General features: G+C 68.7%; 11 protein-coding genes. 8 read left to right on the top strand and 3 right to left on the bottom strand.

Features of this window, described 5'->3' with window-relative positions; translation table 11 throughout:
• Positions 1-149: 149 nt before the first annotated feature.
• A complete protein-coding gene (locus HCT63_RS16125) occupies positions 150-1,163 on the top strand; it encodes a nitrilase-related carbon-nitrogen hydrolase (RefSeq protein ID WP_167007039.1) in 1,014 nt (337 codons plus the stop codon).
• Here the strand turns inward: HCT63_RS16125 and HCT63_RS16120 are convergent, their stop codons facing one another.
• Together HCT63_RS16120 and HCT63_RS16115 are read right to left on the bottom strand one after the other, a co-directional pair.
• A complete protein-coding gene (locus HCT63_RS16120; protein ID WP_167007037.1) occupies positions 1,164-2,006 on the bottom strand; it encodes an FCD domain-containing protein in 843 nt (280 codons plus the stop codon). It abuts the gene before it with no gap.
• An 82-nt stretch (positions 2,007-2,088) separates the two neighbouring features.
• A complete protein-coding gene (locus tag HCT63_RS16115) occupies positions 2,089-2,409 on the bottom strand; it encodes a cupin (RefSeq protein ID WP_167007035.1) in 321 nt (106 codons plus the stop codon).
• Positions 2,410-2,529: 120 nt separating this feature from the next.
• Between HCT63_RS16115 and HCT63_RS16110 the strand changes: the two genes are divergently transcribed.
• From HCT63_RS16110 to HCT63_RS16090, 5 genes are read left to right on the top strand one after another with little or no spacing between them, the layout of a single operon-like run.
• Positions 2,530-6,303, top strand: coding sequence for a nitrate reductase subunit alpha (locus HCT63_RS16110; RefSeq protein ID WP_167007031.1), 3,774 nt, complete (start codon positions 2,530-2,532; stop codon positions 6,301-6,303).
• Positions 6,304-6,328: 25 nt separating this feature from the next.
• Entirely contained in the window at positions 6,329-7,996 is a 1,668-nt protein-coding gene (gene narH / locus HCT63_RS16105) for a nitrate reductase subunit beta (protein WP_167007028.1), read from the top strand.
• The gene (gene narJ, locus HCT63_RS16100) at positions 7,993-8,664 is read left to right on the top strand and encodes a nitrate reductase molybdenum cofactor assembly chaperone (protein WP_167007025.1); all 672 of its coding nucleotides are present in this window, start codon (positions 7,993-7,995) and stop codon (positions 8,662-8,664) included. The genes narH and narJ overlap by 4 nt, the downstream gene beginning before the upstream one ends.
• Entirely contained in the window at positions 8,661-9,398 is a 738-nt protein-coding gene (narI, locus tag HCT63_RS16095) for a respiratory nitrate reductase subunit gamma (RefSeq protein WP_167007022.1), read from the top strand. The genes narJ and narI overlap by 4 nt, the downstream gene beginning before the upstream one ends.
• Positions 9,399-9,416: 18 nt before the next feature.
• Positions 9,417-10,646 (top strand): MFS transporter, encoded by a 1,230-nt coding sequence (locus tag HCT63_RS16090; protein WP_167007020.1) that lies wholly within the window; start codon positions 9,417-9,419, stop codon positions 10,644-10,646.
• Between the two features lie 75 nt (positions 10,647-10,721).
• Here the strand turns inward: HCT63_RS16090 and HCT63_RS16085 are convergent, their stop codons facing one another.
• Positions 10,722-11,504, bottom strand: coding sequence for an alpha/beta fold hydrolase (locus HCT63_RS16085; RefSeq protein ID WP_167007017.1), 783 nt, complete (start codon positions 11,502-11,504; stop codon positions 10,722-10,724).
• Between the two features lie 122 nt (positions 11,505-11,626).
• Between HCT63_RS16085 and HCT63_RS16080 the strand changes: the two genes are divergently transcribed.
• Together HCT63_RS16080 and HCT63_RS16075 are read left to right on the top strand one after the other, a co-directional pair.
• Complete coding sequence (locus HCT63_RS16080; RefSeq protein ID WP_167007015.1) at positions 11,627-12,820, top strand: CaiB/BaiF CoA-transferase family protein; 1,194 nt, start codon at positions 11,627-11,629, stop codon at positions 12,818-12,820.
• A 53-nt stretch (positions 12,821-12,873) separates the two neighbouring features.
• The gene (locus HCT63_RS16075) at positions 12,874-14,016 is read left to right on the top strand and encodes an acyl-CoA dehydrogenase family protein (protein WP_167007012.1); all 1,143 of its coding nucleotides are present in this window, start codon (positions 12,874-12,876) and stop codon (positions 14,014-14,016) included.

Genomic DNA, 14,016 nt, shown 5'->3' with positions numbered 1-14,016 from the left:
CGAGCTGTTGAAGCCGGGGAACTATCTGTACGAGCTGATCCAGCTGAGTCGTGATGGTCAGCAGAAGGTGCGTACGTGGCACTGGATGGAGGAGGACCGTCTGGTGCGCCGCACGGTCATCCGCGAGTACAAGAAGGCCTGAGGTCACCATGGGTGAGGACACGTCTCCCGGCCGCTATCCCACTGCTCCGCTGGCGAAGGACGACTGGACGCTCGGTGTCGTGCAGTCCAGGATCCATCCCGCGCGTGACCGTGCGGAGATGGACGACAACCTGGCGCACATGCTCCATCTGATCGACAACGCCTATCACTACGGTGCCGGGCCCGACCTGCTGCTCTTCCACGAGTTCCCGATCAGCGGGTGGGACACCTGGACCCGTGAGGAGGCCCTCGAGCGCTGCATCAGCCTGGACGGTCCGGAGGTGGCGGCGATCGCGCAGAAAGCGCGGCAGTACGGCGCCCACATCGCGTTCGGTGCGTACGTGTCCGATCCCGACTGGCCCGGGCACGTCCTGAGCCTGACCAACCTGATCGGACCGGACGGCGAGCTGATCGCGAGCCACTGGAAGGCACGCAACGTCCGCGGGCTGTTCCCGGGCTTCGAGCTGTTCACCACCACGATCTACGACGTCCTCGACGAGTACGTGGCGCGCTACGGGGCCGACGCGGTCCTGCCGGTCGCCCGTACCTCACTGGGGAACATCAGCCTCTCCTCCACCCAGCTGGAGCCCGAGCTGATGCGCGCGTTGGCGATCAAGGGGGCGGAGGTGATCCTTCGCACGGCGAGCGGCAGCTTCACCGAGGTCGACGTGGCCTCGACGGCGCTGCACAACCGCGTCTATGTCGCGATCGCCAACAACGCCCTCCTCCTGCGCAAGGGGCCGTACTTCGAGGACACCGGCGCGGGAGGGTCCGCGATCTTCGGACCGGACGGTCGCGCGATCGTCCGGGCGGAGGGCAAGCACGAGACGCTGCTGCAGGCCCGCATCCCGATCGCGAGCTTCCGGAGCCGTCACCTGCCGCCGGACATCCACTGGGACCTCTACCGCGACGTGTTCGACGGCTACGTCAGCAGGTTCCCGCCGAACATGTTCGCCGACGAGCGCCCGGCGACGCTGGGCGACACGGCAGACTACGTCTCCGGTCGGAGCAGGTGGAGCTGATCACCCGGCCCGCTCGTCGGGGCTGACACCCTCGGTGCCCAGGATCGTGTCCTGGGCACCGAGGAAGAGCTGGCTGGTCTGGTCCATCAGCTCTCCGCACACGCGTTCGGCGCCGTCGCGGTCACCCGCCCGGATCAGGTCGAGCAGGCTCCGGTGCCGGTTGGCGGTGTCGGTGGTGAAATGTCGGTAGTGCTGGAAGTCGGGGACGCGCAGGCAGGCCTGGACGGTGCCGGCCAGGCGCGCGAGCATGTCGTTCCCGGAGCCGACGTAGAGCAGCTTGTGGAAGACCGTGTCCGCCTCGATCATCAGTTGCGGGTCGCGGGCAGCCGTCGCGTGAGCGATCCGGGCCGTGGCATCCGACAGCTCGGCCAGGATGTGGTCGGGCCGGCGTGCGGCGATGAGGCTGGCCGCGAGGGGTTCCAGCCTCTCCCGGAGCTGGAGCGACTCCTCCAGCTGGGTGAAGCGCCACGGCCCGGAGGCCCGCCACCGGATGACCTGCTCGTCCAGTAGCGCCCAGCTGCTGGGATCGGTGACGGTGGTGCCAGTACGCTGGCGCGCTCGAACCATGCCTTTCGCAGCCAGGGTGCGCAGGCACTCGCGTACCAGCGAACGGGAGACACCGAGCTCGTCACCAATCTGGTCGGGGTCGATGGTCCCGTTCAGCTCACCCGAGGCGATCCGGACGCCGAGGTGGTCGACGACCCGTCCATGCATGCTCGCGAGGTCGGCCGGCTCGGCCGGAACGCGGCGTGCGGGCGGAACCTGAGGCGGTGTCCGCTGGTGCCTCCGAGCGCCATGAGCCGGGGTGGGCGAGCTCGCCACCTCGCTCGGCATTTCGGCCATCGGTACACCCTTCGATCACAGTCCGGAAGATCCTACGTCAGCAGAAGGAGCGACCCGGTCGCGTGGGTTCCACCGGACACCCTCAGATGTCAGTGACCGCGGTCAGCAGGAACGCGGAGTCCACCAACGCCCGTACGGAGTGTCTCTCGCGCGGGATCTCTGCCAGCATCCCGGTCTCGAGCGCGATCGTCCCAGACCGGCTCACGATCTCGATGGCGCCCCTGAGCACGAGCACGCTCCCTGCCGGCGGCGCGTCGTGCTCGGCAAGCACGGCGCCCTCGGCGAGGCCGAGCACGCTCTGACGCAGCGGGCCGTCCTGGAGGACGAGCTCGGCGCCGCGTCCGTGCGGTGCGGCCCTGGCCGCCTCGAGGTACTCCTCGGTCAGTGCGGCGACGTCGCGCATCGCGCTTCTCCCTCTCCGGCGAGGACTTACGGTCCCGCGAGCGTAGCGCGTGTCGACCGCTGCGGCTTCCGGGTGCGAGCCGCCTGTCGCGGTTCTAGGTTGGGCGCGAGGAGGTCTGAAATGACCGAGACGACCCATGAGGGACGCGCACGATCGCGACGCCGTGGAGCGTCGTCAGGCACCGACGGCCCCGCATCCGAGGCGCTGCTTGCGCTCGGTGACTTCTTTACCCGCTGGGACGAGAGTCCCGACCGGCGGGCGGTCTATCGAGAAGGCGGCCGCCGCGGCGACGTGTTTTATCGGGATCGGTGGAGCCACGACAAGGTCGTCCGGTCGACACATGGCGTGAACTGCACGGGGTCGTGCTCGTGGAAGGTGTACGTCAAGGACGGCATCATCACGTGGGAGGCGCAGCAGACCGACTACCCGAGCACGGGTCCCGACCGGCCGGAGTATGAGCCGCGCGGCTGCCCGCGCGGTGCCGCGTTCTCCTGGTACACGTACTCGCCGACTCGCGTCCGCTACCCGTACGGGCGCGGTGTGCTGATCGAGATGTACCGCGAGGCCAAGAAGCGCCTCGGCGACCCGGTGCTCGCGTTCGCCGAGATCGCCGCCGACCCGGAGAAGCGCCGCCGCTACCAGTCTGCGCGCGGCAAGGGCGGTCTCGTCCGGATCTCGTGGGACGAGGCGATCGAGATTGCGGCCGCCGCGCACGTCAACACCATCAAGACGTACGGCCCGGACCGCTGCGCGGGATTCTCGCCGATCCCGGCGATGTCGATAGTGTCGCACTGCATCGGCACGCGGTTCATCCAGCTCATCGGCGGTGTGATGACCTCGTTCTACGACTGGTACGCCGACCTCCCGGTCGCGAGCCCGCAGGTCTTCGGCGACCAGACCGACGTCCCGGAGTCCGGCGACTGGTGGGACGCCTCGTACCTGATGATGTGGGGCTCCAACGTCCCGGTCACCCGTACGCCCGACGCCCACTGGATGGCGGAGGCGCGCTACCGCGGCACCAAGGTCGTCTCGGTGTCGCCGGACTACTCCGACAACACGAAGTTCGCCGACGAGTGGATGCCCGCGCAGGCCGGTACGGACGCCGCGCTCGCGATGGCGATGGGCCACGTGATCTTCAAGGAGTTCTACCTCGAGCGCCAGGTGCCCTTCTTCACCGACTACGTGAAGCAGTACACGGACCTGCCGTTCCTCGTCCGGCTGAAGCAGAGCGACGACGGCGCGTGGGTGCCGGAGAAGTTCCTGACGGAGGCGGACCTGGTTTCGACAGGCTCAACCACCGGGGAGGCGTCCGAGAACGCGGCCTGGAAGACGGTCGTCCTCGACTCCCGCACGAACGAGTCGGTCGTCCCCAACGGGTCGATGGGCTTCCGGTACGGCGAGACAGGCGAAGGAAAGTGGAACCTCGACCTCGGGGAGGTCGATCCCGTGCTGTCGGTGATCGGTCCCGACGCTCAGCCGGGCGAGGTGTTGATGGCGGCGTTCGACTCGCCAGACGGCTCGGGCAGCGTGGTCCGTCGCGGAATCCCCGTGCGCGAGGTCGGCGGGCACATGGTCACGACCGTCCTCGACCTGATGCTCGCCCAGTACGCCGTGGGGCGTGACGGCCTCCCCGGCGAGTGGCCCAGCGGGTACGACGACGTGTCCTCGCCGTACACGCCGGCGTGGCAGGAGGAGATCACCTCCGTCCCGGCCGCGCAGTGCATCCGGATCGCGCGCGAGCTCGCGCGCAACTCCGAGGAGTCCGGCGGACGGTCGATGATCATCCTCGGCGCCGGCGTCTGCCAGTGGTTCCACGGTGACGCGACGTACCGGGCGATCCTCACGCTGCTCATGGCGACCGGCGCGATGGGGCGCAACGGCGGCGGATGGGCACACTACGTCGGCCAGGAGAAGACCCGCCCTATCACCGGCTGGATCTCGCTCGCGAACGCGCTCGACTGGTCGCGGCCACCGCGCACGATGACGGGAACCTCGTACTGGTACATGCACACGGACCAGTGGCGCTCCGACGGCTCGCACCAGGACGTGCTCACTTCGCCGCTCGCCGAAGGGCACCTCGCAGGGCTCCACACGGCGGACGTGATCGCGAAGTCGGCGCGGCTCGGCTGGATGCCGTTCTACCCGCAGTTCGACCGCAACCCGCTCGACCTCGCCGACGAGGCGAGTGCTGCGACCGCGGACGGGAGTGCGACCGACGCGGGCGCGTGGATCGCCGACAGGCTCCAGGACGGCAGCCTCAACGCCGCCATCGACGACGTCGACGCCCCGGAGAACTGGCCGCGCACGCTGGTGCTGTGGCGCTCGAACCTGTTCGGCAGCTCGGCGAAGGGCAACGAGTACTTCCTCCAGTACCTTCTCGGCACGCAGTCCAACGTCGACGCACCCGATGCCGCCGAGCCGCCGAAGACGATCCGTATGCGACCCGAAGCGCCGCAGGGCAAGCTCGACCTGCTGGTGTCCGCCGACTTCCGCATGACGTCGACGACGCTGCTGTCGGACATCGTCTTCCCAGCCGCCACGTGGTACGAGAAGTACGACCTGAGCTCAACCGACATGCACCCGTACGTCCATGCGTTCACGCCGGCGATCAACCCGCCGTGGGAGGCGCGCAGCGACTACGAGACGTTCGTCGCGCTGGCGCGCAAGCTGTCCGAGCTGGCCAAGACCCACCTCGGCACCCGCAAGGACCTCGTCACCGTCCCGCTGCAGCACGACACCCCGGGTCAGATCGCGCAGCCAGGCGGACGCGACCTGGACTGGCGCGCGGGTGAGGTGGACCCGGTTGCAGGCAAGACGATGCCTGCCGTGACGCTCGTCGAGCGCGACTACACCGCGATCGCCGACAAGCTCGTCACCGTCGGGCCGAAGGCGGAGCAGCTCGGGTTCACCGTCAAGAACGTCACGTACGACATGAACGACGCCGTGGCCAGGTTGGGGGCCAAGTACGGCGTGATGTCTTCGGGCGCGGGCGCGGGGCGTCCGGCGATCGACACCGACGCGCGGCTCGCGGAGGCGATCCTGTTGTTCTCGGGCACCACGAACGGGGCACTGGCAGTCCAGGGCTTCCGTGACCTCGAGCGCCGCACGGGGCAGCGGCTCGCCGACCTGGCGGAGGGCGCACACGACAAGAAGATCACCTTCGCCATGACGCAGGACTCGCCGCAGCAGGTCATCACGTCGCCGGAGTGGTCCGGTTCGGAGACCGGGGGGAGACGGTACGCGCCATTCACGATCAACATCGAGCGCCTCAAGCCGTTCCACACCCTCACCGGCCGGATGCACTTCTTCCTCGACCACGACTGGATCCGCGACTACGGCGAGCAGCTCCCGACGTACCGGCCGCCGCTGGACATGCACCTCATGTACGGTGGCGCACGGCTGGGCGAGGACCCCGGGAGGACCAGCGACGGCGCGCTCCAGATCGCTGTGCGTTATCTGACCCCGCACAGCAAGTGGTCGATCCACTCGGAGTACCAGGACAACCTGCTCATGCTCTCGCTGTCGCGTGGCGGTCCGACGGTGTGGATGAGCGTCGACGACGCAGAGGCGATCAGCGTTGCCGACAACGATTGGGTGGAGTGCGACAACGCCAACGGCGTCTTCGTCGGGCGGGCGATCGTGAGCCACCGGATGCCGACGGGTGTCGTCTACGTCCACCACGCGCAGGAGCGCACGATCGACGTCCCGAAGTCGCAGAAGACCGGGCGCCGTGGCGGGATCCACAACTCCGTGACGCGGTTGCTGGTCAAGCCGACGCACATGATCGGCGGGTACGCCCAGCTGTCGTACACATTCAACTACCTCGGCCCGACCGGCAACCAGCGCGACATCGTCTGCACGGTGCGCAAGCGGACCGCGCCGGTGCGCTATTGAGGCAGGCTTCGCGGGAGGAGCAGACATGAAGGTCATGGCGCAGGTCGCGATGGTGATGAACCTCGACAAGTGCATCGGGTGTCACACCTGCTCGGTGACGTGCAAGCAGGCATGGACCAACCGTGCCGGGGTCGAGTATGTGTGGTTCAACAACGTCGAGACCCGTCCCGGCCAGGGTTACCCACGCCGGTACGAGGACCAGGACCGCTGGCGAGGCGGGTGGGTGCGCAACCGGCGCGGCCGGATCTCGCTGCGCACCGGCAGCCGTGGCCGGCGTCTGATGAGCATCTTCGCGAGCCCGGTGCAGCCGGAGCTGTCGGACTACTACGAGCCGTGGACGTACGACTACGAGAACCTGACGCGCGCGCCCCTCGGGGACGACTTCCCGGTCGCGCGCCCGAAGTCGCTGATCACCGGCGACGACATGGCGATCACGTGGTCGGCGAACTGGGACGACAACCTCGGCGGCGGTCCCTCGTCCGTGCTGCAGGACCCGATCGTCGAGAAGGTCCGCCGCGAGTCGGAGGACAAGATCAGGTTCGACCTCGAGCGGACGTTCATGTTCTACCTGCCGCGGATCTGCGAGCACTGCCTCAACCCGTCGTGCATGGCGTCGTGCCCCAGCGGCGCGATCTACAAGCGGTCCGAGGACGGCATCGTGCTCGTCGACCAGGACAAGTGCCGCGGCTGGCGGCAGTGCATCACCGGGTGCCCGTACAAGAAGATCTACTTCAACCACAAGTCCGGCAAGGCCGAGAAGTGCACGTTCTGCTACCCGCGCGTGGAGGTCGGCATCCCGACGGTGTGTGCCGAGACGTGCGTCGGGCGGCTCCGCTACATCGGCGTGTTCCTGTACGACGCTGACCGTGTCACCGAGGCGGCGTCGGTCGAGAACGAGCAGGACCTGTACGAGGCGCAGCTCGACCTGATGCTCGACGCGGAGGACCCGCGGGTGATCGCGGAGGCACGGGCGCAGGGGATCCCCGAAGACTGGATCACCGGCGCGCAGCGCTCGCCGGTGTACGCGCTGGCCAAGAAGTATCGCGTCGCGCTGCCGCTGCATCCGGAGTACCGCACGATGCCGATGGTCTGGTACGTCCCGCCGCTGTCCCCGATCGTCGACCTGCTCGCTGAGCAGGGTCACGACGCGGAGGAGGCGGGCACGCTGTTCGGAGCCATCGAGGCGTTGCGCATCCCTGTCGAGTACCTCGCCGAGCTCTTCACCGCCGGTGACACCGAAGTCGTCACCGACGTGCTCCGCAAGCTTGCGGCGATGCGCTCGTACATGCGCGGCATCAACCTCGGCAGGCAGTCCGACGCATCGATCCCGGCGTCGGTGGGGATGACCGAGGAGGCGATGTACGCGATGTACCGCCTGATGGCGATCGCTAAGTATGAAGAGCGCTACGTGATCCCGACGGCGCACACTGAGCAGGCGCACGACCTCGAGGAGCTGGGCTGCTCGCTCGACTTCGACGAGGGACCAGGTATGTACGAGTCGGGCCCGGTCGGCGAGGCGAGCGGACGGTCCGTCCCGGTTGCGGTCGAGACGTTCCACGCGCTCAAGCAGCGTCAGGAGGCCGACACGATGGCCGCCCCGGATCCTCAGCACAGCGGTCAGGTGAACCTGCTCAACTGGGACGGCGCTGGCAGCACCGAGGGGTTGTTCCCGACGGGAGAGGAGCGGCAATGAAGCCCTCGACCACCGAGAGGAGCGGCGCCCGGGTCGTCCATCGGGCCGCGGCAATCCTCCTCGCGTACCCGACCGACCAGATGTACGAGCGCCTCCCGCTGGTCCGCGCCGCCCTCGAGGAAGCGACCGCTGGTCGAGGAGCACGAGGAACGAGCGCGCCTCTCGACCTCCTCGCCTTCGTGGACGTCGCTGAGGCCACCGAGGTCGACGCCCTCGCGCGGCGCTACGTCGAGGTCTTCGACCTGGACCGCAAGCACCCGCTCTATCTCTCGTACTTCACCGACGGCGACACGCGTCGACGTGGTGAGGTGCTCGCGGGCTTCAAGCAGACCTACCGCGACTCGGGGCTCGTCGCGGACACGCACGGCGAGCTGCCGGACTACCTGCCGATGGTGCTCGAGCTCGCAGCCCACGACCCCGTACGGGGCACTGAGCTGCTGGACAAGTACCGGCCGAGCGTCGAGCTGCTCCGCCTTGCGCTCGAGGATTCCGACAAGAAGTCGCCCGCGCCCTGGTTCCACGTGCTGCGCGGCGTGTGCGCCACGTACGAAGGAGCAGGACCGATCGACCGCGCGGCGGCGATGGCGATGGCGGGTCCACCGACGGAGACGGTCGGCCTCGACGCCTACGATCCGCGCCTGCTGCCCCTGTCAGGAGAATCGTCATGAGCACGATGCTGTGGGGCGTCATTCCCTATCTGGTCCTGGTCGTCTTCGTGGGTGGGCTGATCTGGCGCTACCAGTACGACCAGTTCGGCTGGACGACCCGCTCGTCGCAGCTGTACGAGTCGAAGCTCCTGCGCGTCGCGTCCCCGCTGTTCCACTTCGGCATCCTGGTCGTGGTGATCGGGCACGTCGTGGGGCTACTGATCCCGGAGTCCTGGACCGATGCGATCGGCGTCAGCGAGACCATGTACCACGTGATGGCGCTGTCGATGGGCGCGATCGCGGGCTTCGCCACGCTCGTTGGTGTCGGGATGCTGATCTACCGCCGCCGCAAGACCGGGCCCGTGTTCATGGCGACCACCAAGAACGACAAGACCATGTACGTCGTGCTGCTCGCCGCGATCGTCGCCGGGCTCGCGACCACCGTCGTGAGCGTCTTCGACAAGAACGTCACCGACTACCGGCACACCGTGTCGCCGTGGTTCCGCTCGCTGTTCACTCTCCAGCCCGACGTCGACGCGATGGCGGCAGCGTCCACGTCGTTCCAGGTGCACGCGCTGGTCGGCCTGGCGCTGTTCGCGATCTGGCCGTTCACGCGACTCGTGCACGCGTTCACCGCGCCACTGCACTATCTCTTCCGTCCCTACATCGTCTACCGCAGCCGCGAAAACGTGTCGGGCTCGCGTGCCCCGCGCCCTGGGTGGGCACCCGTCGGGACCCGTGACCGTGAGCGTTGACCCCGGAAGAGGATTGCGATGAGCACCGCTACCGAACTACCGGCGCTTCCGAAGGCCGACCAGACTCGCAACCTGATCCTCGCCACGTGGGCGTTCGCGATCAGCTTCTGGGCGTGGAACCTCATCGGCCCGCTCGCGGCCCGCTACGCGACGCAGATGGACCTCAGTGCGACGCAGAAGTCCTTCCTGGTCGCGGTCCCGGTGATCGTCGGCGCGCTCGGCCGCATCGCCGTCGGCACGCTGACGGACAAATACGGTGGCCGGTTGATGTTCACGGTGCTGCTCGTCCTCTCGGCACCCTTCGTCGTGCTCGTCGCGGTGGCCGGCAACGCCGACTCGTACCTGCTGCTCGTGATCTTCGGCTTCTTCCTCGGCATCGCCGGCACGACGTTCGCGGTCGGCATCCCGATGGTGAAGGCCTGGTACGAGAAGCCGAGGCAGGGGTTCGCGACCGGCCTGTTCGGTGCGGGCATGGGCGGCACCGCGCTGTCGTCGTTCTTCACGCCCCGCTTCGTCGACTGGTTCGGCTACATGGTGACGCACGTGATCATCGCGGCCGCGCTGCTGGTCACGGCGGTGCTGTGCTGGGTCGTGATGCGGGACTCGCCGCGCTGGACGCCGTCGACGCAGGCGGCGACACCGAAGCTGGTCGCGGCGCTGAAGGAGCCCGTGACCTGGCAGATGTCGCTTCTGTACGCGATCGCGTTCGGCGGCTTCGTCGCGTTCTCGACCTACCTGCCGACGTACCTCGGAGACGTGGTGACCTACGGGTACGACCTCACGGCAGCCGGTGAGCGTACGGCGGGCTTCGCGATCGCCGCCGTGGTTGCGCGCCCGATCGGCGGCACGCTGTCGGACAAGTTCGGACCTCGCCTGATCACTCTGGTCTCGCTCGGGGGCACAGCCGTGATGGCGGTCGTGCTGGCGCTGCGACCGGAGCCCGAGTGGCCGGCAGGGATCTCGTTCGTCCTGATGGCGATGTTCCTCGGCCTCGGTGCGGGCTCAGTGTTCACGTGGGTCGCGCTGCGGGCGCCGGCGGACAAGACGGGCTCGGTGACGGGCATCGTCGGAGCAGCCGGTGGGCTCGGCGGATTCTTCCCGCCGCTGGTCATGGGCGCGACGTACAACGAGGACGACCGGACCTACACGACCGGTCTCCTGCTGCTCTGCGTCACGGCCGCGCTGGTGTTCCTCTACACGTTGTTCGGGCTGCGCGAGCGCCCAGGCGGACGCCGCAAGGCCACCTGACGCTCGTAGGCGGCGCGGCCCCGTGCCGTCGGTGGGCCAGCGTCATCCGCACCGCCGAAAGGCGACCCGCGAGGGCTAGGCGCTGCGGACCTGCTCGAGGATCACCCGCGTCACCAGCTCCGGCTCGTCGATCATCGGCACGTGACCCGCGCCGGGGAGCGGGACGTGGGTGACGTTCGGCAGCAGCGTGCGGGCACGCGTGGCCTGCGACGGGAGGAGGATGCGGTCCTTGGTGCCCCACGCGATCGTCGCGGGCACCGTCGGGTGCGTGCGGTACGCGTAGCGGGCGCCGGCCCTCAGCACGCGGTTGAACGCGGTGCACTCTCGCAGCGCGCGAAGGTCGGCGAGGAACGCGTCCGGGGCGAGGCGCCGCCCGTGCGTGTGCAGGCTCGCCATCGCGAGACCCCGCGCCCAGCGCCGTCGCGCGATCTGCTGCGCCACGGCGGACGGCATGAACGCCGAGAGGCGGATCGACATGAGCACCGCGAACGCCCACAGCCGCCCTCCCTCGGTCCAGAAGCCCGCGGGGGAGAGGGCTGTCGCGCTGCGGACCGAGCCTCGCGCCGCCAGCTCCAGCGCGATCGCGCCGCCGAGCGAGTTGCCGACGACGTGCGGTCGGTCGATCCCGAGCTCGGCGAAGAACGTCTCGAGCGCGTCGGCAAGGTGGTCCATGCGGTCGCGTCCGTGCCGGGGTAGCTGGCCTGAGGCGCCGAAGCCCGGGAGGTCGAGGACGATGACGTCGTGGTGCGCGGCGAGCCGGTCGGACACGGGGTTCCACGCCTCTTTGCGGTGGCCGATGCCGTGGATGAGCACGAGGGGATCGCCCGTCCCCTTCCGGCTGTAGACGATCTCGCCCATCTCTCTCTCCCGTCACTCCTGATGTGACATGCAGCATGTCATGTCTCGCCGGATCGTAGCCCACCTCGCCGCGCTCGGAGAAGGGTTGACAACCCTGACAGTGCTACTGTCACAATCGGGGCGTGACCCACACCACGTCGTTCCCGGACACCCCGGCCCGCGGTCCGCTCGCCGGCCTTCGCGTCGTCGAGATCGCGGGCATCGGCCCCGGCCCGTTCGCGGCGATGCTGCTCGCCGACCTCGGCGCCGACGTGCTGCGCGTCGACCGGGTGACCCCGGGAGGCCTCGCCGTCGTTCCGCAGGACAAGGACGTCCTCGCGCGGGGCCGTCGCTCGGTCGCGGTCGACCTCAAGCGTCCCGAGGGCGTCGCCGTCCTGCTCGACCTCGTGGAGCGAGCTGACGTGCTGATCGAGGGCTTCCGCCCCGGTGTCGCGGAGCGTCTCGGCTTCGGGCCCGACGCGTGCCTCGCCCGCAACCCGCGTCTCGTCTACGGACGGATGACCGGCTGGGGGCAGGACGGTCCGCTCGCCACCAGCGCCGGGCACGACGTCAACTACATCTCCGTCGCGGGCGCGCTCGACCCGATCGGCCGCGCGGGCGGTCCGCCACAGATCCCGATGAACCTCGTCGGCGACTTCGCCGGCGGCTCGCTCTATCTCGTCGTCGGGGTCCTCGCCGCCCTCGTCGAGGCCCGCGACTCGGGCCACGGCCAGGTCGTCGACGCCGCGATCGTCGACGGCACCGCCCACCTGCTCTCGATGATCACGAACCTCCAGCAGGTCGGCGCCTGGAGCGACGCCCGCGGCACCAACCTGCTCGACAGCGGCTCCCCGTTCTACGACGTGTACGAGACGGCCGACGGGCTGTGGATGTCGGTCGGCGCCCTGGAGCCGCAGTTCTACGACGAGATGGTCAAGCTGCTCGAGCTCGACACGGTGCCTGGCCAACCGCTGCCCGATCGCTACGACCTCGCGGCCTGGCCGCAGCTGCGCGAGCGACTCGCGGCGCGCTTCGCCGAGCGGACGCAGGCCGAGTGGGCCGAGCTGTTCGCCGGGACGGACGCCTGCGTCGCTCCGGTCGTGCCGATGCGCGACGCCCCGCAGCACCCTCACCTCGTCGCCCGCGGGACCTACGTCGAGCACGAGGGCGTCGTCCAGGCGGCGCCCGCGCCCCGCTTCTCGCGCACGCCCGCGACGCTGGGCCGTACCCCTTCCAAGTCCGGCGCCGACACGCGTGAGGCGCTCGCGGCCTGGGGGATCGACGACGTCGACGCCCTCATCGCCTCCGGCGCCGTCGTCCAGCGCGAGGACAAGTAGACGTCATCCCCGCCGGTCGAGCCCTGTCGAGACCCCGCACTTCGAGGAGCACCATGCAGCGCAACATCTTCACCGCTGACCACGACGCGTTCCGTGACGCGTTCCGGACGTTCGTCGACAAGGAGATCCGCCCGCACCACGACCAGTGGGAGAAGGACGGCATCGTCTCGCGCGACATGTGGCTCGCCGCGGGCAAGCAGGGTTTCCTCGGCTTCATGATGCCGGAGGAGTACGGGGGCGGCGGTGTCACCGACTTCCGCTACAACGCCATCGTCGAGGAGGAGCTGGCGCACGCGAGCGCGACGGGCGTCGGCTTCGCGCTGCACAACGATCTCGTGTCGGGCTACCTCCTGTCGTACGCGACCGACGAGCAGAAGGCGCGCTGGCTCCCGAAGTTCTGCACGGGCGAGACGATCACCGCCATCGCGATGACCGAGCCCGGCACCGGCTCCGACCTGCAGTCGATCGCGACCACGGCAATCGACCAGGGCGACCACTACCTGGTCAACGGCCAGAAGACGTTCATCTCCAACGGCATCCTCGCCGACCTCGTGATCGTCGCGGTCAAGACCGACCCGAGCGCCGGCGCTCGGGGCTTGTCGCTGATCGTGCTCGAGCGCGGCATGGAGGGCTTCGAGCGCGGACGCAACCTCGAGAAGCTCGGCCTGAAAGCACAGGACACCGCCGAGCTGTTCTTCACGAACGTCAAGGTGCCCAAGGAGAACCTGCTCGGCGAGGAGGGCAAAGGCTTCATCTATCTGATGGAGAAGCTGCCGCAGGAGCGCCTCACGCTCTCGGTCACCGCCGCCGCCGCGTGCCGTGCGGTGATCGACATGACGCTCGAGTACGTCAAAGAGCGCAAGGCGTTCGGACGTCCGATCGGCTCCTTCCAGAACAGCCGCTTCGTGCTCGCCGAGCTCGAGACCGAGGCGCAGATCGCCCAGGTCTTCGTCGACCGCTCGATCATGGAGCTCAACGCTGGCACGCTCTCGGTCTCCGACGCGGCGATGGGCAAGTGGTGGACGACTGAGCTGCAGAAGAAGACGGTCGACAAGTGCCTGCAGCTGTTCGGCGGGTACGGGTTCATGTCGGAGTACCCGATCTCCAAGGCGTACGCGGACACGCGCATCCAGACGATCTACGGCGGCACGACCGAGATCATGAAGGAGATCATCGGCCGCACGATGGGGATCTGA

The organism is Mumia sp. ZJ430 (genome assembly GCF_011751845.1).
Taxonomy (GTDB): domain Bacteria; phylum Actinomycetota; class Actinomycetes; order Propionibacteriales; family Nocardioidaceae; genus Mumia.
This window is presented reverse-complemented; position numbering and strand designations above follow the sequence as displayed.